This window comes from Streptomyces sp. JN8 (assembly GCF_055808075.1).
The window spans coordinates 5,023,149-5,043,423 of record NZ_CM147852.1 but is presented as its reverse complement, the minus strand read 5'-3'; the positions used below and the strand labels follow the sequence as shown (position 1 = coordinate 5,043,423).

Annotated in this window: 19 protein-coding genes; 7 read left to right on the top strand and 12 right to left on the bottom strand. The window is 74.3% G+C overall.

Translation table 11 applies throughout. From position 1 onward, the window contains the following. Positions 1-10: 10 nt before the first annotated feature. The 6 genes from ACY0MR_RS22285 to ACY0MR_RS22260 all read right to left on the bottom strand — a co-directional run bounded on the left by ACY0MR_RS22285 (position 11) and on the right by ACY0MR_RS22260 (position 7,193). Positions 11-1,069 carry a glycosyl hydrolase gene (locus tag ACY0MR_RS22285; RefSeq protein WP_473554894.1) on the bottom strand — a complete coding sequence of 353 codons (1,059 nt, stop codon included), beginning with the start codon at positions 1,067-1,069 and terminating at the stop codon, positions 11-13. After that, on the bottom strand, positions 1,066-1,524 hold the full coding sequence (locus ACY0MR_RS22280; protein WP_361859073.1) for a hypothetical protein: 459 nt from the start codon (positions 1,522-1,524) through the stop codon (positions 1,066-1,068). Before ACY0MR_RS22280 ends, ACY0MR_RS22285 begins: the two co-directional genes overlap by 4 nt. A 134-nt stretch (positions 1,525-1,658) precedes the next feature. Further along, positions 1,659-3,707, bottom strand: a complete 2,049-nt coding sequence (locus tag ACY0MR_RS22275; protein ID WP_473554891.1) for a hypothetical protein — start codon at positions 3,705-3,707, stop codon at positions 1,659-1,661. A gap of 121 nt (positions 3,708-3,828) precedes the next feature. Further along, on the bottom strand, positions 3,829-4,584 hold the full coding sequence (locus ACY0MR_RS22270) for a polysaccharide deacetylase family protein (RefSeq protein ID WP_388806270.1): 756 nt from the start codon (positions 4,582-4,584) through the stop codon (positions 3,829-3,831). Between the two features lie 50 nt (positions 4,585-4,634). Further along, positions 4,635-6,011 (bottom strand): glycosyltransferase family 2 protein, encoded by a 1,377-nt coding sequence (locus ACY0MR_RS22265; RefSeq protein WP_473554889.1) that lies wholly within the window; start codon positions 6,009-6,011, stop codon positions 4,635-4,637. 99 nt (positions 6,012-6,110) lie between these two features. Next, complete coding sequence (locus ACY0MR_RS22260) at positions 6,111-7,193, bottom strand: GNAT family N-acetyltransferase (protein ID WP_403315725.1); 1,083 nt, start codon at positions 7,191-7,193, stop codon at positions 6,111-6,113. Positions 7,194-7,389: 196 nt separating this feature from the next. On the opposite strand from ACY0MR_RS22260, the gene ACY0MR_RS22255 reads away from it, so the two are divergent. Next, positions 7,390-7,743, top strand: coding sequence for a VOC family protein (locus ACY0MR_RS22255; protein WP_392209108.1), 354 nt, complete (start codon positions 7,390-7,392; stop codon positions 7,741-7,743). 34 nt (positions 7,744-7,777) lie between these two features. On the opposite strand, the gene hutI is transcribed toward ACY0MR_RS22255, so the two are convergent. The 4 genes from hutI to hutU are packed head-to-tail and all read right to left on the bottom strand — an operon-like array spanning position 7,778 to position 13,261. Further along, positions 7,778-9,025, bottom strand: coding sequence for an imidazolonepropionase (gene hutI / locus ACY0MR_RS22250; RefSeq protein ID WP_388806051.1), 1,248 nt, complete (start codon positions 9,023-9,025; stop codon positions 7,778-7,780). A gap of 26 nt (positions 9,026-9,051) precedes the next feature. Further along, the gene (locus ACY0MR_RS22245; protein ID WP_473554884.1) at positions 9,052-10,392 is read right to left on the bottom strand and encodes a formimidoylglutamate deiminase; all 1,341 of its coding nucleotides are present in this window, start codon (positions 10,390-10,392) and stop codon (positions 9,052-9,054) included. Then, positions 10,383-11,579 (bottom strand): allantoate amidohydrolase, encoded by a 1,197-nt coding sequence (locus ACY0MR_RS22240; protein WP_388806272.1) that lies wholly within the window; start codon positions 11,577-11,579, stop codon positions 10,383-10,385. The genes ACY0MR_RS22245 and ACY0MR_RS22240 overlap by 10 nt, the downstream gene beginning before the upstream one ends. A gap of 17 nt (positions 11,580-11,596) precedes the next feature. Further along, positions 11,597-13,261 (bottom strand): urocanate hydratase, encoded by a 1,665-nt coding sequence (gene hutU, locus ACY0MR_RS22235; RefSeq protein WP_403315730.1) that lies wholly within the window; start codon positions 13,259-13,261, stop codon positions 11,597-11,599. A gap of 102 nt (positions 13,262-13,363) precedes the next feature. On the opposite strand from hutU, the gene ACY0MR_RS22230 reads away from it, so the two are divergent. The 6 genes from ACY0MR_RS22230 to ACY0MR_RS22205 all read left to right on the top strand — a co-directional run bounded on the left by ACY0MR_RS22230 (position 13,364) and on the right by ACY0MR_RS22205 (position 17,450). Continuing rightward, complete coding sequence (locus ACY0MR_RS22230; protein ID WP_451059923.1) at positions 13,364-14,701, top strand: type III PLP-dependent enzyme domain-containing protein; 1,338 nt, start codon at positions 13,364-13,366, stop codon at positions 14,699-14,701. Positions 14,702-14,733: 32 nt separating this feature from the next. Then, positions 14,734-15,219 (top strand): SRPBCC family protein, encoded by a 486-nt coding sequence (locus ACY0MR_RS22225; protein ID WP_404085107.1) that lies wholly within the window; start codon positions 14,734-14,736, stop codon positions 15,217-15,219. Positions 15,220-15,370: 151 nt separating this feature from the next. Next, on the top strand, positions 15,371-15,763 hold the full coding sequence (locus ACY0MR_RS22220; RefSeq protein ID WP_473554881.1) for a roadblock/LC7 domain-containing protein: 393 nt from the start codon (positions 15,371-15,373) through the stop codon (positions 15,761-15,763). Beyond that, a complete protein-coding gene (locus ACY0MR_RS22215; RefSeq protein ID WP_388806061.1) occupies positions 15,760-16,560 on the top strand; it encodes a transcriptional regulator in 801 nt (266 codons plus the stop codon). The genes ACY0MR_RS22220 and ACY0MR_RS22215 overlap by 4 nt, the downstream gene beginning before the upstream one ends. 41 nt (positions 16,561-16,601) lie before the next feature. Continuing rightward, positions 16,602-16,994, top strand: coding sequence for a roadblock/LC7 domain-containing protein (locus ACY0MR_RS22210; protein WP_361849058.1), 393 nt, complete (start codon positions 16,602-16,604; stop codon positions 16,992-16,994). Positions 16,995-17,078: 84 nt separating this feature from the next. Then, positions 17,079-17,450 carry a hypothetical protein gene (locus ACY0MR_RS22205; protein WP_361849061.1) on the top strand — a complete coding sequence of 124 codons (372 nt, stop codon included), beginning with the start codon at positions 17,079-17,081 and terminating at the stop codon, positions 17,448-17,450. Positions 17,451-17,561: 111 nt separating this feature from the next. Here the strand turns inward: ACY0MR_RS22205 and ACY0MR_RS22200 are convergent, their stop codons facing one another. Both ACY0MR_RS22200 and ACY0MR_RS22195 read right to left on the bottom strand, forming a co-directional pair. Further along, on the bottom strand, positions 17,562-18,407 hold the full coding sequence (locus ACY0MR_RS22200) for a MurR/RpiR family transcriptional regulator (RefSeq protein WP_392866301.1): 846 nt from the start codon (positions 18,405-18,407) through the stop codon (positions 17,562-17,564). Positions 18,408-18,782: 375 nt separating this feature from the next. Next, entirely contained in the window at positions 18,783-20,171 is a 1,389-nt protein-coding gene (locus ACY0MR_RS22195; RefSeq protein WP_388806066.1) for a cystathionine beta-synthase, read from the bottom strand. Positions 20,172-20,275: the final 104 nt, after the last annotated feature.

Below are 20,275 nucleotides of genomic sequence, written 5' to 3'. Positions count from 1 at the left end.
CGCCGCGCCGTCAGCGGTCCGGGACGGGCTGCCGGAAGTACGGGGCGCGGCCGGCGATCCGGTAACCGTCGAGGGCGGGCCCGGAGTCGACGGTCAGATCGCAGCCGGGTCCCGGGACGGCCCGGTTCCAGTGCACGTACGCGCGCGCGTCCGGCAGGGTCGGGGCCGCGTCGGGGATCGCGCGGTACCAGTCGCGCTGCCGCTCGGGCCGCTCGGGGTCCGGGGCGGTGGAGAACTCGGAGAACATGATCGGCTTGTCGTCGGAGACGTTCTTCCGGAGCCAGGCGTAGCCGGGGCGCTGGCTCCGGCCGAAGTCGAGCCACTCCGGCGACTCGTGGCAGAGGTAGTAGTTGTACTGGTCCATGCCGATCCAGTCGACGTAGGCGTCCCCGGGGTAGAGGGCCTTCATCTGCGCGGCGTTGCCCGTCCAGCCCGACACCGTCCACACCCACACCACGTTGGTGACGCCGAGTGCGGCGAAGCGGTCGTGCAGGTGGCGGTAGGCGGCGACGTACTCCTCCGGCGTCCCGGCGCCCTCGGGGATGCGGAAGTCCGCCTCCTGGTCGAAGGAGAGGAAGACCCGCTTGCCGTACTCCTTGATCCGCCGGGCCTGCGGATCGATGACGGAGGCGTCGTACCTCCCGGCGGCGACGTTCTTCCAGCCGAGCTGCCGCTCAGTCCAGTCGGCGTGGTGCTTCTTCGTCCACACCGTGGACTCCCAGGCCAGCATGAGGAGCCGCTCACGGCCCAGTTCGCGCTCGTCGGGGGTGAGCAGTTCGCCGTCGGCCCTGCTCCCCGACATGTCGTGGTACGTGTAGACGAGGTCGAGCCGGCGGCCGATCTTCTTCTCGAAGGCGTACACGGGCCGGGTGAGCGAGCTGTCCTCGTCGTAGGGGATGTACGCGCCCCACCAGGCCCCGCACGGGGCGACCAGGACGGCGTCGGGGGCGCAGCGGTCCTCGTCCTCGGCGAGGACCGACCAGACCCCGATCCCGGCGGTCAGGGCGCCGACGGCGGCCAGCGCGGTCACGAGCCGGGCCCGGGCGCCCCCGGTGCGCCGCCGGGTCATCCGCCCCCACCGGCCCCTCGCGCGCGGAACCCGGGCGGGCGGAACCGGGGCGTGCGGGCGGGCCGGGCGCCGTCGCGCTCGACGGCCCCCCGGGTGGCGGCGGGCAGCGGGACTCCCGGGAGGACGGCGACGACGCTCACGAACACGGCGAGGAGCACCAGGAAGAGGGTGAGCGAGAAGGACTTCGTCAGGAAGAGGGCGGTCGCGACGAGGGTCGCCACGGACAGGCTGACCGGCGCGGCCAGCGCCAGCGCCTCCAGACGGGCGCCGGGGCGCAGTCCGGAGGGCTGCGGGAGCAGCAGGGCGAGGCCGGGCCCGAGGACGACGAAGGCCAGGACGGGGATCCAGCGCGCCGGCGAGCCGCCGGGGAAGGCGGTCGCCGCGAGGGCGACCCATCCGGAGGCCGCGAGCGCGGCTCTGCGCTGGACGCGCGGGGTCAGGCGTGGGTGGGCCATGGCGTACCTGCTCCTCGTACGGGTGGGCGGCGGGTGGGGCGACGGGCGGTCCGTCGGGGGTTCGGCCGGAGCCGGGCGGTCCCGGTCCGCCGGTGGCCGGCGGTCGCGGGTCCGCCCTGTGGCGGCGGTCCTGGTCAGCCGGTGGTGGTGGGCCGGTAGCGCAGGACGAGCCCGTACCGGCTCTCCTCGACGACCGCGAACAGCGGCGACGCCTTGAGCGCCACGCCGAGGCGGGCGAAGCCGCCCTCCGGGAGGTAGCCCTCGCCGATGACTGCCTCCCCCTGGGTGGGGGTGAGGATCACGTACGCCGGGCGGCCCGCGGGGATGCCGCCGGCCAGGTAGCCGGCCGGGTCCTTCAGCATGCGGAGGTTCTCGTCGACCTCCTGCTCGGTGAAGAACCAGCGCTCGTACCGGTCGTAGCGGTAGTACGAGTCGGCGAACGCCCCGGTGGCGGCCAGGATCAGCGCGCCCTCGGGGGCCCGGTCGAAGGCGCGGCGGGTGAGGGCGGTCTCGCCGGGCGGCGCGTAGTGCATGCCCTCCTTGCCGTAGTACGAGGGCAGGAAGCCGGCGAGCATGGCGACGAGGGTGACGGGCAGGGCGACGGCCGCCGTGCGGCGGGCGATCGAGGCGGCCCGGCCGGCGGCCCCCGCGGCGGGGACGAGCGCGGCGGCGGCGAAGAAGGCGGCGCCGGGGAGGCCGAAGAGGTAGACCCGGAAGATCATCTCGCCGCCGTAGTCGTTCACGGCGAACGCCGGGAGGGGCGCGGCGGCGGTCAGCAGCAGCGGCAGCGCGCTGCGGACCAGCCGGCGGCGGAGGAGTACGGCGGCGACGGCGAGGCCGCCGAGCGCGAGCACCATGAGGATGTTGGCGCTGCCGACGAGTTCCGGTCCCGGACCCGTGGGATCGCCGGCGAAGCCGGGCCGTGAGTTGCCGAGCAGGTCGCCGGCCTTCTCGCGCAGGGTGCCGAGCGTCTCCAGGAACAGCTCCCGGCCCATCGTCAGGTTCCAGACCAGCATGGTCAGACCGGTGACGGCGAGGAGCCCGAGGTTGCGGTAGCGGCGGGTGAGGCAGAGCGCGAAGAGGCTCGCGCACAGCATCACCGGGGTGAGCTGGTGCGAGGCGTTGATGGTGGCGATGACCGGGAGGAGGAAGAGGACGGCGACGGCCCGCTGCCGGGTGGTCGTCGGCGGCGGCACGGCCGCCGCGGCCGGGTCGAGCGCGGCGCGGTCGCGCAGCGCCCCCGCCGAGCCGGGCAGGACGAAGTGCCGGACGACGACGGCGAAGACGGTGAGGTAGAGCAGGTACGAGAAGCCCTGCGGCGAGAGGTAGTCCTGGCCCACCCAGTTCGCCAGCTGGAAGATCCACACGCCGGTCCACACGAGCCGCCAGTCGTCGCTGAACGTGCGGTAGACGAGGATCAGGACCGGGACGGTGAGGAGACCGAGCGCGACGGGCGCCCAGTTGATGAACGAGGCGGCGGCGTCCACGCCGAAGGCCCGGACGAGGGCGGCGTCCAGGGAGAAGAAGCCGGGCCACTGGTCGTAGGCGGACATGCCGCCGGAGAGTTCGGTCCCGGGGTGGACGGTGCCCTGGGCGAGCAGTCTGCTGATGATCGCGTCGTGCTTGGACGCCCAGGCGTAGCGGACGGAGTCGTAGAGGATCGCGGGCGGCGCCTTGAGGGCGACGAGCATGGCCGCGCAGTAGGTGGCGGGCCAGAGGGGCACGGTGCCGGCGCGGCGAAGGGTGAGGACGAATCCGCCGGTGAGGACCACGAGGGCCGCGTAGTACACGAGCGGGAAGCGGTCCAGGAGACCGAACTGGTCCATGTCCCGGAAGTCGATGCCGGGCAGCGCCCAGAGCCAGAGACCGGCGGCGAGGAGCAGGGGGGCGAGGTTGAGTGCGTCCGGGGAGCGGACGAAGGCGACGAGCCGGCCCCGGGCGGCGGCGCCCCCGCCGGCCCTGCCCTCCTCGCGAGCGGGGCCCGCCGGGGCGGTCCCGCCGCCGGAGTCCGCCGGGCCCGTCTTCCGTGCGGGCCCGGGCGGGCCGTCGGCGGCGGTCGCCGTCGGCGCGGACCCCCCTTCCGCTCCCGGGCGTTCGGCCTCCCGCCCCTCCCCGCGGTCCGCGGCGGCGGGTTGCGGCGGCACCCCGCCCCCGGTCACCGGTGCGGGCCCCTGACGCTGCACGGCCTCTCCCCCCACGAACATCCCTTTCGCCGACGTACGGAACGTACTTCGGATGCGTTCGGCCTTTCAACCGCCGGTCGGATCGCCGGAGTTGTCGATCATGCGCGTGCCGCTGCCGGCGCTAGCCGGCGAACTCGGGCCCCTTCAGCAGGGCGCGGGCCCTGCGGTACATCCGCCAGCCGACCGTGGGCAGCGAGTCGGGGTACGGCGCCGTCCGCGCACCCCGCCCCTCCATCCACCGCTCGACGTCGGCGACGGTGTGGCTGCGCCGCACGATCAGCCGGGCGATGCGGTAGATCTCGTCCGAGCCGGAGCTGAGCGCGTGCCGGACGGCGACGGCCGAGGCGTACCCGGCGGCCCTGGCGGCCCGTCGTACGGCCGGGCTGTTGTACCCGTGGGGGTAGGCGAGGTGGCGGACCTCGTGCCCGAGGACGTCCTCCAGGACCGCCTTGGACTCGCGCAGCTCCCGGCGGAGCGCGGCCGGTGCGAGGGTGTCGAGCTGCGGATGGGTGGCGGTGTGCGCGCCGACCTCCATCCCGTACTGCTCCAGCCGGGGCGCCTGGGCGAGGGTCATCATCGGCGCGGGCGGCAGCAGGCAGGGCCGGCCGCGGGTGATGGCCCCGGTGGTGAGGTACGCGGTGGACGGCAGCCCCCGGTCGGCGAGGGCCTCGGCGGTCGGTCCCACCAGATCGGCGAAGCCGTCGTCGAAGGTGAGGACGACGGGCCGGGGCGGCAGCGGGGCGCCGGTGGCGACGTGCGCCGCGAGCGTGCCCACGGTGACGGCGGTCCGGCCGCTGGCGACGACCGCGTCGAGCTGGGCGGCGAACTCCCGCGGTGAGACGGTGAATTCGGCGATCCAGTCCGGGGGGTCCGCCATCACGGCGTGGTAGAGCAGGACGGGTATGCGGGTGCGCGCGGAGCCGCCGGTCACCGGGTCGCCTCCGCACTCCCGTGCCGGGCCCGCCCGTCCTGGGCGGGGGGACCGGCGGGGCCCCGGGCCCGTGCGCGGCCCCGGGCCCGGGCCTTGGCGTAGCCGATCGGGCCGTAGAGCATGCCGCGCCGCTCCAGCCGGGACAGGGAGGCGGGCCAGGGGTGGTGCTGTGCCCCGTGCTCGCCGGGGACGCCGGCCTCCGGGGTCTCCCCGCGCCGGGCGGTCATGGTCCGGGCGTGCGCGAGGCCGCGCGGCAGCCGGGCCAGCAGGGCCGGGAGCAGGCGCGGGCTGCGGACCAGGGTGGCGGTGAGGTAGGCGGTGAGCCCGGCGCCGTAGCCGTACGCCTGGTTCCTCAGGTCCTGCCAGGTGTCGCGGTGGTGGTGCCAGACGAGGGCCTCGGAGGTGTAGCGGAGGCGGAAGCCGGCGGCGAGGACCGCGACGAACGCGTACAGGTCGTCCCCGCCGCGGGCGGCGGTCCCGGTCCCGGTCGCCGGGTCGAAGCCGCCCGCCCGGCGCAGCGCGTCGGCGCGGAAGGCCATGTTGGCGCCGGAGCCGAAGCTGCCCGCGGTGAAGGGGAACAGCGGCTCGTCGGCGGGCGGGGTCGCCGGGTCGTAGAGGCGGGGGGCGAAGCCCTTGGCGAAGCCGCCGTGGGATTCCAGGAGGACCTGGGCGGGGGTGCCGAGGCGGGCGGGCAGGATCAGGCCGGTGACGCAGCCCAGGCCGGGGTCGGCGGCGAAGGGGGCGGTGAGGGCGCTCAGCCAGCGCGGGTCGGCGATCACGTCGTCGTCGGTGAAGGCGACGACCGCCCCCTCGGCGGCGGCGAGGCCGGTGTTGTGGGCGGTGGCGAGCCCGGGGACGTCCTCGCGCACGTAGCGGATCCGGTCGGCGTGCTCGGCGTACGCGCGGGTGACGAGCTCGCGGGTGTCGGTGGTGCGGGGCGCGTTGTCGACGACGATCAGCTCGAAGTCCGGGTGGTCCTGGGCGAGGAGCGAGTCGAGGGCGCGGGCGAGCGGCCCGGGGCGCTCGCGGGTGGCGACGACGACGGAGGCGCGGGGCGGGGGCGCGGGGGGCGGCGTCCCGGGGGCGGGGGTCCGGGCGGCCGCGAGGCGTTCGGCGTCGGTGCCGGGCCGCCCGGCGTCGGCGAGCCGCCGCCGGGCGAGGCCGGCCAGGACCGCGGCGGGGTCCACGCCGTCGGGGACGGTGCCGACCACGGTGGCGGCGGGGCGGCCGCGGAGGCGTATGAGCGCGAAGACGTCGCCGGGCACGACGGGCGGTCCGCCGGGCGCCGGGCGGAAGCCGAGGACGGGCCCGTCGGGCGCGTCGAGGTCGAGTTCCGCGACGGAGAGGGGCCGGGGGGCTGGCGTGCTGCTCATCGGGGCTCTTCCCAGGGACGTACGGAGACGGGCGGGGCGGGGCGCGCGGGTCGGGGCGGGCGGGTGCGGGAGGACACGGGACGTCGGGGCCGCGGGGGGCTAACGGCGGCCCCGCAGCCGGGCGACGCCGTTGAGCGCGGACCGGCCCCGGGCCGCGAGGGCCGGCCGGGTGCGGACGAAGCGGTGGACGCGCAGCGGGGGCTCCCGGCGCAGCCAGTGCAGGGCGCCCCGCAGGCCCGGGCGGACGACGGCCCCCTCGTACACCGTCAACTCCCCCGTCTTCAGGGAGTCCTTGTACTCGGCGGCGCCGCGCCCCAGGTCGAGCAGCCGGATCCCGGCGGCCGCCGCGGCCTCGGCCATCCGCAGATGGAGGACGAGCCCCGGCGAGTACGTGGCGAACGCGGGGTCGTACGCCGGGAACCAGCAGGACAGCACGGTCCGGGACCGCAGTCCGAAGTGGGCGGCGATCGGCCGGTCCGCCACGTACAGCACGGACAGGACGCCGGAGCAGCCGGGGGTGCGGAGGGCGTGCAGCCGGCGGACGAGCGCGCTGATCCACTCCTGGGCGAAGCGGTCGCCGCGGCCGGTCCTGCGGTACTGGGCGGACTTCCACTCCATGAGGGTGCGCAGGGCCTCCGGGTCGCGCTCGTCGAAGACGAAGCGCACCTCGCCGTCCGCCCGGCGGCCGAGCTTGCGCTCCTTGGCGAGGGTGGTTCTGAGGAACTTGGGCGACTGGACGCGGAGCAGGGCCTCGTAGGCCGCGTACCCCTCGCCGACGTCGATCACGGGGGAGGCGAAGGACTCGGCGGCGGCACCCTCGAAGACCGGCTGCCCGTCCTCCAGGTTGTCGAACTCCCAGACGGCGAGCCCGCAGACGCGCAGCAGCGCCCGGGCGTGCGGGCGGAGTCCGGGGCGCAGCACGGCGCCCTGGCTGTCGGAGACGCCGAAGCCGATGGCGCGGCCGCCGCCGAGGAGGCCCTTCTCGTACGGGAGGAAGCCGACCGGTTCGCCGTCCTGCCACCAGACCGCGACCCGCGCGCCGGGGCGGACCTCGCCGACCGCCCGGGTGAACTCCGGTTCCATGAAGGGGTTCGCGGGCGCTCCCGACGTCGCGCGCAGCTCCCGCCACGCCTCGATCTCGCGCTCGCCCAGCTCCGCCGGCCGCACGACGCGCACGCTCACAGCACTCACCTGCCGACCCCCGGTCCACACCCCGATCCCGCGACCGGGACAGACAGGACGGTACCGGTCCATGGTCACCCGTGGCAGGGATACCGGGGCTTTCCGTGACCGACGTGGTGCCGCGGGGCGGACGGGAGTCCGACGACGCCTCTAGGGTGCCGGGTACGGGAAGACCGCCGACCTCCGGGAGCACCCGATGACCGTCCGACGTGCCGTGCCCAACCTCCGCACCTCGGAGCCGGAGCGGAACCGCGACTTCTACGCGCTGCTCGGGTTCGAGGAGGTCATGAACCACGGCTGGATCGCGACCCTCGCCTCCCCGGCGGCGCCGACGGCGCAGATCAGCCTGATGGCCGCCGACCTGACCGCGCCCGTCGTCCCCGACATGAGCGTGGAGGTCGACGACGTGGACGCGGCCTACGGGGCGGTCCGCGCGTCGGGGGCGGAGATCGTCCACCCGCTGACCGACGAACCGTGGGGCGTGCGGCGCTTCTTCGTCCGCGACCCGGACGGCCGGGTGGTGAACGTACTGGGGCACCGCGCCTCGTAGGAGGCGAGCCGTCCGGGCGGTGCCCGGTCCGTGCTCAGGCCACCCGGACGCCCGCCCGCCAGACCTCGTTCACCAGCGGCACGCCCGGCCGGTAGGCCAGGTGGACGTGGGACGGGGCGTCGAGGAGGGCGAGGTCGGCGCGGGCGCCGGGGACCAGGCGGCCGACGTCCGTGCGGCGCAGGGCGGCCGCGCCGCCCGCGGTGGCCGACCAGACCGCCTCGTCGGGGGTCATGCCCATGTCCCGTACCGCGAGCGCGATGCAGAAGGGGACCGAGGACGTGTAGGACGAGCCGGGGTTGCAGTCGGTGGACAGGGCCACCGTCACGCCCGCGTCCAGGAGCCGGCGGGCGTCCGGCCACTGCGCGCGGGTGGAGAACTCGGCGCCGGGGAGGAGGGTGGCGACCGTCGTTCCGCTCGCCAGGGCGTCCACGTCGGCGTCGGTGAGGTGGGTGCAGTGGTCCGCGCTCGCCGCGTCCAGTTCCACCGCCAGCTGGACGCCGGGGCCGTAGGTGAGCTGGTTGGCGTGCACCCGCGGGTGGAGCCCCTTCGCCTTGCCGGCGGTGAGGATCGCGCGTGCCTGGTCGCCGTCGAAGGCGCCCTTCTCGCAGAAGACGTCCACCCAGCGGGCGTACGGGGCGCAGGCGTCCAGCATCGCTCCGGTGACCAGCTCGACGTAGGCGGCGGGGTCGTCGGCGTAGTCGGGGGAGACGATGTGCGCGCCGAGGTAGGTGACCTCGTCGGTGTGCTCGGCGGCGATGCGGAGGGCGCGTGCCTCGTCCTCGACCGTGAGGCCGTAGCCCGACTTGGTCTCGAAGGTCGTCGTGCCCTGGCGGAGGGCCTCGCGGAGGTGGCGGGCGACGTTCGCGGAGAGTTCGGCGTCGGTCGCCGCGCGGGTCGCCGCGACCGTGGTGCGGATGCCGCCGGCCTCGTAGGGCCGGCCGGACATGCGGGCGTTGAACTCGGCGGTGCGGTCGCCCGCGAAGACCAGGTGGGAGTGGGAGTCGACGAAGCCGGGGAGCACCGCGCGGCCGCCGGCGTCGATCCGGTTGTCAGTGGCGGGTGCTTTGCTGGATTCACCGACCCAGACGACGCGGTCGCCGTCGATGACGACGGCCGCGTCCTGGATCAGGCCGAGAGGGGTTCCATCACCGGAGGAGGGGTCGTTGGTGACGAGGCTGGCGATGTTGACGATGGCGGTGGCGGTCGTCGCCACGGCGCTGTTCGCGCTCGTGGGGGCGGAGCTCGCCGCCGGGTTGTTCGTCGCCGCGGGGCCCGTGTTCATGATGAGAGGTGTCTCCTTCAGGCGCTTCAGCCGCGCAGGGCGGCGATCGAGTCGGCGAGGGCCCGCGGCACGTCCGGCACGGTCTGGTGGATCCCGTCCCGCACGATCCGGCGACCGCCCACGACCGTGTGCCGCACGTCCGCGGCCGACGCTGCGAATACCGCCGTCTCGGCTGCCAGACGCGGTACCGGTCCCGCTGTCCTGACGGAGTCCAGCGCGAGGGTCGTGAAGTCGGCCGGGGCGCCGGGCTCCAGGGTGCCCGCCTCGGTCCAGCCCAGGGCGGCGTGGCCGTCGGCCGTGGCCGCGCGGAGGAGTGCGGCGGCCGTCCAGTGGCCGCGGGTGCGGGTGCGGAGGCGTTCGTTCAGCTCCATCGCGCGGGCCTCCTCCAGGAGGTCGATCACCGCGTGGCTGTCGCTGCCGAGGGAGAGCGGGGAGCCGGCGCGCTGGAGGGCGACGGCGGGGCCGATGCCGTCGGCCAGGTCCCGTTCGGTGGTGGGGCACATGCAGGTGCCGGTGGACGTCGAGCCGATGAGCGCGATGTCGGCGTCCGTCATGTGCGTGTTGTGGACGCCGGTGGTGCGGTGGTCGAGCACGCCGTGGTCGGCGAGGAGCTGCGTGGGCGTGCGGCCGTGGGCGGCCAGGCAGGCCTCGTTCTCGGCGGTCTGCTCGGACAGGTGGACGTGCAGGGGTGCCTGCCGGTCCTGGGCCCAGCGGGCGACCGTGGACAGCTGGTCCGCGGGGACCGCGCGCACGGAGTGGATCGCGGCCCCGATCCGTACGCCGTCGCGTTCCTTGAGGCCGCCGACCCGCTCGGCCCAGGCGTCGGCGGTGCCGTCGGAGAAGCGGAGCTGGTGCCGGTCGGGCGCGGCGCCGAAGCCCGAGGAGAGGTAGGCCGTGTCGAGGAGGGTGATGCGGATGCCGGCCTCGCCCGCGGCGGCGATCAGGGCCTCGCCCATGGCGTTGGGGTCGGCGTACGGCGTGCCGCCGGGCGCGTGGTGGAGGTAGTGGAACTCGCCGACGGCCGTGATGCCGGCGAGCGCCATCTCGGCGTACACGGCGCGGGCGAGGGCGAAGTAGCTGTCGGGGGTGAGCCGCTGGGCCACGTGGTACATGACCTCGCGCCAGGTCCAGAAGGTGCCGGAGCCGACCTGGACGGTGCCGCGCAGGGCGCGGTGGAAGGCGTGCGAGTGGGCGTTGGCGAGGCCGGGGAGCGTGAGGCCGTGGAGGGCGACGGCGCCCGGGGGCGGGGTGTCCACCCCGGTGCGGACGGCCGCGATCCGGCCGTCGGAGTCCACGTCCAGGGCCACGCCCGGCTCGACGTGGGTGTCGAGCCAGGCGTGTTCCAGCCAGTACGTCGTCAGCGGCACGCCAGCTCCTCCAGTACGTCGGCGAGTGCGAGGACCCCGGCCACGCAGTCGTCCTCGGCCGCGAACTCGGCCGGGGAGTGCGAGACGCCGGTGGGGTTCCGTACGAACAGCATGGCGGTCGGGATCGATTCGGAGAGGATTCCCGCGTCGTGTCCCGCTCCGGTGCCGAGGACCGGGACCTTTCCCGGCCCGCCGAGGATCCGGGACAGCTCGTCGCGCAGGGCGTGCGAGAAGTCCACGACCGGGGTGAAGGACTCCCGGACGACGGTGAGGTCGATGCCGTGCCTTCCGGCGTAGTCGCGGGCCGCCGTCTCGACGCCCGCCACGACGGTGTCGAGCGCGTCCTGGTCGGCGGCGCGGGCGTCGAGCCAGCCGCGGACCAGGGACGGGATGGCGTTGACGCCGTTCGGTTCGACGGCGATCTTGCCGAAGGTGGCGACGGCGCCGGCCAGCTCGGCCTCGCGGCGGGCGGCGAGGACCGTCTCGGCGTAGGTGAGCATCGGGTCGCGGCGGTCGACCAGGCGGGTGGTGCCCGCGTGGTTGGCCTCGCCGGCGAAGTCGTACCGCCAGCGGCCGTGCGGCCAGATGGAGGAGGCGATGCCGACGGAGTCCCCGGACAGGTCGAGGGCGCGGCCCTGCTCGACGTGGAGTTCGACGAACGCGCCGATGCGGGCGAGCCGCTCGGGGTCCGGACCGATGGCGGCCGGGTCGTAGCCGGCCGCCTCCATGGCCTGCGGGAGGGTGGTGCCGTCGGCGTCGCGGAGTTCGTACGCCTGCTCCTTCGTCAGCCGGCCGGCGGTCAGGCGGGAGCCGACGCAGGCGAGGCCGAAGCGGGCGCCCTCCTCGTCGCCGAAGTTGGTGATGGCGAGCGGGCGCTTGAACGAGACGCCGCGCGAGCGGAGTTCGTCGAGGGCGGCGAAGGCGGAGACGACGCCGAGGGGGCCGTCGAAGGCGCCGCCGTCCGGGACGGAGTCCAGGTGGGAGCCGGTGACGACGGCGTTCCCGGCGGCGGGGTCGCCGAGCCAGGCCCACTGGTTGCCGTTGCGGTCGGTCTCGACGTCCATCCGGCGGGCCTCGGCCTGCATCCGGAACCAGAGCCGGCAGTCGGCGTCGGCCCCGGTCCAGGCGTAGCGCCGGTAGCCGCCGGAGGCGGCGCTGCGGCCGATGGGCCGCAGCGACCGCCACATGGCCTGGAAGGTGGCGCTCACGCGTCGTCGCCCTCGCGCATCGGGACCCGGACGCCCTTCTCGTCGGCGACCCGCTCGGCGATGTCGTAGCCGGCGTCGACGTGCCGGATGACGCCCATGCCGGGGTCGTTCGTCAGGACGCGGCGGATCTTCTCGCCCGCGAGCTTGGTGCCGTCGGCCACCGAGACCTGGCCGGCGTGGATGGAACGGCCCATGCCGACGCCGCCGCCGTGGTGGAGGGAGACCCAGGAGGCGCCGGAGGCGACGTTGACCATGGCGTTGAGCAGCGGCCAGTCGGCGATGGCGTCGGAGCCGTCGAGCATCGCCTCGGTCTCGCGGTACGGGGAGGCCACCGAGCCGCAGTCGAGGTGGTCGCGGCCGATCGCGAGGGGAGCGGCGAGGGTGCCGTTGCCGACCATGTCGTTGAACATGTCGCCGGCCTTGTCGCGCTCGCCCTGGCCGAGCCAGCAGATGCGGGCGGGCAGGCCCTGGAAGTGGACGCGCTCGCCGGCCATCTTGATCCAGCGGTGGAGGGACTCGTTCTCCGGGAAGAGGTCGAGGATCGCCTTGTCCGTCTTGTGGATGTCGGAGGCCTCGCCGGAGAGGGCGGCCCAGCGGAACGGGCCCTTGCCCTCGCAGAACAGCGGCCGGATGTAGGCGGGGACGAAGCCGGGGAAGGCGAAGGCTCGGTCGTAGCCGGCCAGCTGGGCCTCGCCGCGGATGGAGTTGCCGTAGTCGAAGACCTCGGCGCCCGCGTCCATGAAGCCGACCATGGCCTCGACGTGCCGGGCCATCGACTCGCGGGCCCGGACGGTGAAGCCGGCCGGGTCCTTGGCGGCCGCGTCGGCCATGTCCTCGAAGGCGACGCCGACCGGGAGGTAGGAGAGCGGGTCGTGGGCGGAGGTCTGGTCCGTCACGATGTCGATCGGGGCGCCCTCGGCGAGCATCTGCGGGAGCAGCTCGGCCGCGTTGCCGAGGAGGCCGATGGAGAGCGGGCGGCGGGCGTCGCGGGCCTCGACGGCGAGCTGGAGGGCGTGGGCGAGGTTGTCGGCCTTCACGTCCAGGTAGCGGTGCTCGATGCGGCGCTCGATGGCGCGCGGGTCGACGTCGACGCAGATCGCGACGCCGTCGTTCATCGTCACGGCGAGGGGCTGGGCGCCGCCCATGCCGCCGAGGCCGGCGGTGAGGGTGATGGTGCCGGCCAGGGTGCCGCCGAACTTCTTGGCGGCGACGGCGGCGAAGGTCTCGTACGTGCCCTGGAGGATGCCCTGGGTGCCGATGTAGATCCAGGATCCGGCGGTCATCTGGCCGTACATGGTGAGGCCGAGCTGCTCCAGGCGCCGGAACTCCTCCCAGTTGGCCCAGTCACCGACCAGGTTGGAGTTGGCGATGAGGACGCGGGGGGCCCACTCGTGGGTCTGCATGACGCCGACGGGGCGGCCGGACTGGACGAGCATCGTCTCGTCCTGCTTGAGGGTCCGGAGCGTGCGGACCATGGCGTCGAAGGAGCGCCAGTCGCGGGCGGCCTTGCCGGTGCCGCCGTAGACGACGAGCTTGTCGGGGTGCTCGGCGACCTCGGGGTCGAGGTTGTTCTGGAGCATCCGGAGGGCGGCTTCCTGCTGCCATCCCAGGGCGCTCAGTTCCGTACCGCGCGGGGCCCGTACGGGGCGGGGTCCTGACATGGCGTGCCTCCTCGATTGTCGACTGGATATTCACATCCTGGCGTCATGAATAGTTGTAGTCAACAGCTGCGGGGCCGCACGTCCCGGTGATGGGATGGACACATGGCCTCCTCCCGCCGCGATCTCGCCGTCCGCGCCTCCGTCGACCAAGGTCTCCTCTCCGCCGCCGAACCGGTCGTCGCCCTCCTCGACACCGCGGGCATCCGCGCCTCCGCCGCCGCTCTGACCAGCGCGTTCGCCGCCGTCACCGACGCGCCCGTCCTGCACGCCTTCGCGGTCAAGGCCGCCCCGCTGGTCCCCGTGCTCCGCCTCCTGCGCGAGGCCGGACTCGGCGCCGAGGTCGCCAGCCCCGGCGAGCTGGCCCTGGCCCGCGCCGCCGGGATCCCGGCCGCCGGCACCGTGCTCGACTCCCCCGCCAAGACCCCCGCCGAACTGCGCCAGGCCCTCGCGCTCGGCATCGCCGTGAACGCCGACAACCTCCAGGAGCTGGCCAGGCTCGACGCGCTCGTCGCCGCCACGCCCACCTCCTCACCCCTCGGAATCCGGGTGAACCCGCAGGTCGGAGCCGGATCCATCGGAGCCCTCTCGACCGCGACCGCCACCTCCAAGTTCGGTGTGGCACTGCGCGACGAGGGCGCCCGCAAGGCGGTCGTCCAGGCCTACCTGGAACGTCCCTGGCTGACCCGCCTGCACACCCACACCGGCTCCCAGGGCGTGCCGCTCGCCCTGATGGCGGAAGGCGTCGGCGAGGCGTACGCGCTCGCCGAGGAGATCAACCGCACCGTCGGCCGGCAGCAGATCGACACCCTCGACATCGGCGGCGGGCTGCCGGTCGACTTCCACTCCGACGAGGAGACCCCGACGTACGCGGAGTACGCCCGGCTGCTCGCCGACACCGCCCCCGGGCTCTTCGACGGGCGCTACGGCCTGGTGACCGAGTTCGGCCGCTCGCTGCTCGCCAAGCACGGCACGCTCCTCGCCCGGGTGGAGTACACGAAGACCTCCGGCGGCCGGCCGATCGCCGTCACCCACGCGGGCGTGCAGGTGGCCACCCGGACGGTCTACGCCCCCGAGGCCTGGCCGCTGCGCGTCCTCGCGTACGACTCCGGGGGCCGCCCCCGCACCGGGGAGGTCACCGTCCAGGACGTCGCGGGCCCGGCCTGCTTCGCCGGGGACCTGCTGGCCGCGGGCCGCGCCCTGCCGCTGCTGCACCCGGGGGACGTGGTGGCCGTCCCGGACACCGGCGCCTACTTCTTCGCCCACCACTACGCGTACAACAGCCTGCCGCGGCCGGGCGTCCACGGCTTCACGGTGACGGAGCCCGGCGACGGGGACGGCGGCGACGCGGTGGTCGCCTTCACGACCGTGCGGGAGGCCCAGACGCTCGCGGAGATCGTCGCCGAGGCGGGCGGGGCGCACGCGGACGCCCTCGTCCGGTAGCGCGGGCCGGGCGACGCGGTTTCGATGAAGCCATGACTGGAACGGGAACCGGTTCGAACACCACGACCGTCGTCGTCGAGCGACGGGTCGACGCCTCCCCCGGGCGGGTCTGGGAGTCCATCACCGACCTGCCCGACATGCCGCGGGTCCTCTCCGGCGTCGAACGGGTGGAGGTGCTCACCCAGGGCGGCTTCGCCGTCGGCACCCGCTGGCGCGAGACCCGGCGGATGCTGGGCAAGGAGGCCACCGAGGAGATGCTGGTGACGGAGTGCGAGCCGCCGGACCGGTACGTCACGGTCGCCGACTCGCACGGCATGCACTACGTCTCCGAGATCACCCTCACGCCCGACGGGACCGGCGCGACCACCCTGCGGATGACGTTCTCCGCCCGGCCCGCCCGCGGCCGGAGACAGGGGTTCCTGGGACGGCTGATCGCCCGCTTCGGCGCGAAGGCGGTCGCCAAGGCGCTCGCGAAGGACCTGTCCGAGATCGCGAACGCGGTGGAATCGAAGTCCTGACACGCGACCTGACACACATTCCGGTCCCGATTCGGACAGGGCCTGGCATGTTCCGATGGAAAATGCCAGAACACCCCACGGAAGCCGCTGCGTTCAGTAACGTCACCGTCACTGCCGTACGTCCGCACGCCGCATCGGGAGGGGAATCCGCGTGCCCGGAATCGACGAGTGCCTGATGGAGGCCATGACCCTGCCGGGGGCTCGCGGCGCCTCCCTGGTCGACTGGACCAGCGGGCTCGCGCTCGGGACGGCGGGCGACTCACCGGTCGGCGACCACGAGACGACGGCCGCCGAGACCGCGGAGATAGCCCGCGCCGCCGCCGAGTTCGACTCCTTCACCGCCGAAGGGGACATACCCGGCGACGAACCGCCCGTCGAGGACCTGATCGTCACCACCCGCGCCGGCTACCACGTCCTCCGCTTCGTCGAGACCTCCTTCGACAGCAGCGTCTTCCTCCACCTCTGGCTCGACCGCGACACCGGCAACCTCGCCCTCGCCCGGATGCGCCTCCGGGACCTCGCCGAACGGCTGGTCCTGGGATGAGCGGGCCCGGAGCGAGTACCGTCGCCACCCCCGTCTCCCCCATGCTGGTGCGGCTCGCCGCCGAGAAGGCCACCGGCGCCCTGCTCCGCGACCACGGCACCCTCTACCTCGTCGACGGCCGCGTGGTGCACGCCGAGAGCCCCGCCGCCCCCGGCGTCGACATCCTCCTCACCGCCGGCGGACGACTCCCCCGCGAGGGCTGGGACGAAGCCGTCGACCGGGCCGGCGCCCACCGCGCCGTCGGCCGCTTCCTCGTCGACAGCGGCCGGCTCCACGACGGCGAACTGGAGATCTGCCACCTCGGCGCCGTCTTCGACGCGGCCTTCTTCGCCCTCTCCCCCACCAGCGGACCGACCCGCTTCCGGTACGGGGTCGGGCACTGGTTCGGCACGGTCCGGCCGGTCTCCGCCGAGGCGGTCGAGCGGGAGACGGTGCGCCGCCGCGAACTCCTCGACGCCGTCTGGCCGTACGCCGCCGTCGACACCTCCCCCGTCGCCCCGCGCCGCGCCGCCCCCGGCCAGACCGTGGGAGCCCGCCAGCGGGCCCTGCTCGCGGCCGCGGACGGGCAGCTGACCCCGGCGGAGCTCGCCCGGGTGCTCGGCCGCCCCGCCTTCCACACCCTCCTCGACGTCCGGCGGCTCGCGGCCGCCGGACTCGTCGACACCCCGCTCGACCCCGTCCCCCCGTCCCCACCACCGCCACCGCTCATGCCCGCCCTCTTACCGGCCCTGCCGGTGGCCGATCCCGACATCGCCCTGCTGCGCCGGCTCCGTGACGCCCTGGAGGCACACCTGTGATGAGGCGTGCCCTGCGCCTGCGCGCCGAAAGGAAACAGCTCATGACCGCAGAAGCCGAGGTCCTCGGCGAGCTCAGACGGCTGCGGGCCCGGCTGCCCCAGCTGACCGGTGCGCTCGCGGCCAGCGCCGACGGGCTCGTCCTGGCCCACGACACCGTGGACGGCGAGGCCGAGAGCGTGGCCGCGCTGACCGCGGCGGCGCTCGGCGTCGGCATGCGGCTGACCGACAGCACCGGCCAGGGCCGGTTCCGGGAGCTCCTGGTGCGCGGCGAGAACGGCTACGTGGCGACCTACGCGGCGGGCGGCTCGGCCGTCCTGACCCTGCTCGCCGAGCCCCGGATCAACGTCGGGCGGCTCCACCTGGAGGCCCGCAGGTCCAGCGTCCGGATAGGCGAGCTCGTCGACGGCGCGCTGGAGCGCAGAGACCTGCACTGACACGGAACGAACACCGCACGAGCACCACCCGGACGACCCGTACACGAGAAGACACCACGTACACGAGAAGGAAGTGCGACACCCATGGCTAACACCGAGTCCTCCCTCAAGGAAGCCGCCGCCATCGAAGGCGCCATCGGCGCGGCCCTCGTCGACTACACGAGCGGGATGGCGCTGGGCACGATCGGCGGCGGCAAGGAACTCGACCTCAACATGGCCGCGGCCGGCAACACCGACGTCGTCCGGGCCAAGGTCCGGACGATGGAGATGCTCGGCCTCGGCGAGGAGATCGAGGACATCCTGATCACCCTCGGCCGCCAGTACCACATGATCCGGCTGCTCAAGGGGCAGGGCAAGAGCGGCCTGTTCCTGTACCTCGCCCTGGACAAGGAGCGGGCGAACCTCGCGATGGCGCGCCACCAGCTGAAGAAGATCGAGGCCGAACTCGACGTCTGACCGGCCCTCGCGGGCGTGGGGCCTCCTCGACGCGCGGGCCCCGCGCCGCCGCCACCCGCGGGACCGGGCCGCCCGGCGGACACCCGCGCCGCGCCCTTCACGGTCCCGGAGCTACTCGACGAACAGGCCCCGCGCCGCCGCCTTCGCGTCGAACTCCTCCAGACGCGCCTGCGCGTCCGGGAGCTCGTCCGCCATGGCCTCCAGCAGGACCCTGCCGAGCATCATCGGCGCACAGGCGGTGTCGAAGGCGAGCCCGGTGCCGACGGCGGCCGGGATGAGCAGGTCGCTGTGCGCGGCGACGGGCGCGAACGCCGACTCGGCGACGGTCACGACCGTGAGCCCGGCCGCCCTGGCGTACTCCAGGGCCTCCACGACCTCCCGCGGGTGCCGCGGGAGCGCGAAGCACAGCAGGGCCGTGGCCCCGGCGCGCACGGCGGCGTCGACGCGGTCCGTGAGCATGGACCCGGCCTCGTCGAGCAGCCGGACGTCCGGGTGCACCTTGGCGGCGAAGTAGGCGAAGCCGCGCGCCTGTGACGAGGCGGCCCGCAGGCCCAGCACGGGCAGCGGCCGCGAGCGGGCGAGCAGCCGGCCGGCCTTCTCGACGGGCCCGGGGTCGGCGAGCAGCCCGGCCAGGTGCCGGAGGTTCTCGATCTCGGCGAGCACCGCCTGCTGGTACTCGTTGAGCCCCTCGTCCGCTCCCCCGGGCGCGCCCGGCTCGGGGGGCGCGACCTCGCGCAGGTGGCGGCGGAGCGCGGGGTACCCGTCGAAGCCGAGCGCGACGGCGAAGCGGGTCACGGACGGCTGGCTGACCCCGGCGAGCTCGGCGAGCTCCACGCTGGAGAGGAAGGGCGCGTCGGCGGCCCGGCGCACCATGCAGTGCGCGATCCGCCGCTGCGTCGGCGTCAGCCGGTGCCCCTCGAAGAGCGCCTGCAGCCGACCGGCCGGGCTGTCGCTCATGCCGCCGCCCCTCTCTCTCGCACCTATTCACCCGCGAAGGGCTCTGCATAAGGATATGCAGGGGGTGCTCGGGAGAGAAGCGGGAACGGGAAGACCGCCGGAAAGGCCCGGCCGGGCCTCCCCGGCGGGAGGTCGGCGCGGGGACCGCCGCACCCCCGGAACCGGGGGGCGGGACGACGGCGGTCCCCGCGAGGACACGGGCCCGGGTCAGGGCCGGTCTCCGCGTCCGTGGCGTCGTCGGGAGTCCGGGAGCCGCTCCGGAAGTCCGTGACGCCGACAACCACTACTGTGCCGGAGGCGTGTTAAGCGGGTGCTGCGCGGACGTGTCGCCCTCGTACCGATTGCGCGAACGCACCCGCCGCCCCCGCCCGGGGGCTACTTCCCGCCGTTGGCCAGGAAGGCCAGCAGGTCCTGGCGGCTGACCACGCCGGTCGGCTTGCCCTCGACCAGGACGATCGCCGCGTCGGCGGTCTCGCCGAGGACGTGCATCAGGTCGCCGACGGGCTCGCCGGAGCCGACCTGCGGCAGCGGCGCGCTCATGTGCTGCTCCAGGGCGTCCTCCAGGGAGGCGCGCTTCGCGAAGAGGGCGTCGAGCAGCTCGCGCTCCACGACCGAGCCGACGACCTCGGCGGCCATCACGTCGGGGTGGCCGGCGCCCGGCTTCACGATGGGCATCTGGGAGACGCCGTACTCGCGGAGCACCTCGATGGCCTGGCCGACGGTCTCGTCCGGGTGCATGTGGACGAGGGAGGGCATGGTGCCGCCCTCCTTGTGGCGCAGGACGTCGGCGACGGTGGCGGTGGAGGTGTCCTCCAGGAAGCCGTAGTCGGCCATCCACTCGTCGCTGAAGATCTTCGACATGTAGCCGCGGCCGGAGTCCGGCAGCAGGACCACGACGACGTCGTCCGGGCCGAGCTCGCGCGCCACCTCCAGGGCGGCCACGACGGCCATGCCGCAGGAACCGCCGACGAGGAGGCCCTCCTCCTTGGCGAGGCGGCGGGTCATCTGGAACGAGTCCTTGTCGGACACGGCGACGATCCGGTCCGTGACGTTCCGGTCGTAGGCGGTCGGCCAGAAGTCCTCGCCGACGCCCTCGACGAGGTACGGGCGGCCGGAGCCGCCGGAGTAGACCGAGCCCTCCGGGTCGGCGCCGACGACCTGCACGGAGCCGCCGCTGGCCTCCTTGAGGTAGTTGCCGGTGCCGGAGATGGTGCCGCCGGTGCCGACGCCCGCGACGAAGTGGGTGATCTTCCCCTCCGTCTGCTCCCAGAGCTCGGGGCCGGTGGTCTCGTAGTGGGAGCGCGGGTTGTTCGGGTTGGAGTACTGGTCGGGCTTCCAGGCACCGGGGGTCTCACGGACAAGGCGGTCCGAGACGTTGTAGTACGAGTCCGGGTGCTCCGGGTCGACCGCGGTCGGGCAGACGACGACCTCGGCGCCGTACGCGCGCAGGACGTTGATCTTGTCGAGGGACACCTTGTCGGGGCAGACGAAGATGCACTTGTAGCCCTTCGTCTGGGCCACGATGGCCAGGCCGACGCCGGTGTTGCCGGACGTGGGCTCGACGATGGTGCCGCCGGGCTTGAGCTCGCCGCTCTGCTCGGCGGCCTCGATCATCCGCAGGGCGATCCGGTCCTTGACCGAGCCTCCGGGGTTGAAGTACTCGACCTTGGCCAGGACGGTCGCCTGAATGCCCGCTGTGACGCTGTTGAGCTTCACCAGCGGGGTGTTGCCGACGAGGCTGATCATCGAGTCGTGGAATTGCACCGTAATCTCCGGGGTCTCCGTAATGGTGTGGCCAGCGTATGCGTAGTCGGAGCGGGTTACGGGGCAGTTAGACCCTGAACGGCTTGAAGGAGGTGACGGCCCCA

Coding starts and splice junctions, on each gene's coding strand:
- ACY0MR_RS22255 (WP_392209108.1), top strand. CDS start 7,390: ATGACCGTCCGACGTGCCGTGCCCAACCTCCGCACCTCGGAGCCGGAG.
- ACY0MR_RS22230 (WP_451059923.1), top strand. CDS start 13,364: ATGGCCTCCTCCCGCCGCGATCTCGCCGTCCGCGCCTCCGTCGACCAA.
- ACY0MR_RS22265 (WP_473554889.1), bottom strand. CDS start 6,011: ATGAGCAGCACGCCAGCCCCCCGGCCCCTCTCCGTCGCGGAACTCGAC.
- hutI (WP_388806051.1), bottom strand. CDS start 9,025: ATGAACACGGGCCCCGCGGCGACGAACAACCCGGCGGCGAGCTCCGCC.
- ACY0MR_RS22225 (WP_404085107.1), top strand. CDS start 14,734: ATGACTGGAACGGGAACCGGTTCGAACACCACGACCGTCGTCGTCGAG.
- ACY0MR_RS22200 (WP_392866301.1), bottom strand. CDS start 18,407: ATGAGCGACAGCCCGGCCGGTCGGCTGCAGGCGCTCTTCGAGGGGCAC.
- ACY0MR_RS22210 (WP_361849058.1), top strand. CDS start 16,602: ATGACCGCAGAAGCCGAGGTCCTCGGCGAGCTCAGACGGCTGCGGGCC.
- ACY0MR_RS22215 (WP_388806061.1), top strand. CDS start 15,760: ATGAGCGGGCCCGGAGCGAGTACCGTCGCCACCCCCGTCTCCCCCATG.
- ACY0MR_RS22270 (WP_388806270.1), bottom strand. CDS start 4,584: ATGGCGGACCCCCCGGACTGGATCGCCGAATTCACCGTCTCACCGCGG.
- hutU (WP_403315730.1), bottom strand. CDS start 13,261: ATGTCAGGACCCCGCCCCGTACGGGCCCCGCGCGGTACGGAACTGAGC.
- ACY0MR_RS22285 (WP_473554894.1), bottom strand. CDS start 1,069: ATGACCCGGCGGCGCACCGGGGGCGCCCGGGCCCGGCTCGTGACCGCG.
- ACY0MR_RS22205 (WP_361849061.1), top strand. CDS start 17,079: ATGGCTAACACCGAGTCCTCCCTCAAGGAAGCCGCCGCCATCGAAGGC.
- ACY0MR_RS22280 (WP_361859073.1), bottom strand. CDS start 1,524: ATGGCCCACCCACGCCTGACCCCGCGCGTCCAGCGCAGAGCCGCGCTC.
- ACY0MR_RS22240 (WP_388806272.1), bottom strand. CDS start 11,579: ATGTGGCGGTCGCTGCGGCCCATCGGCCGCAGCGCCGCCTCCGGCGGC.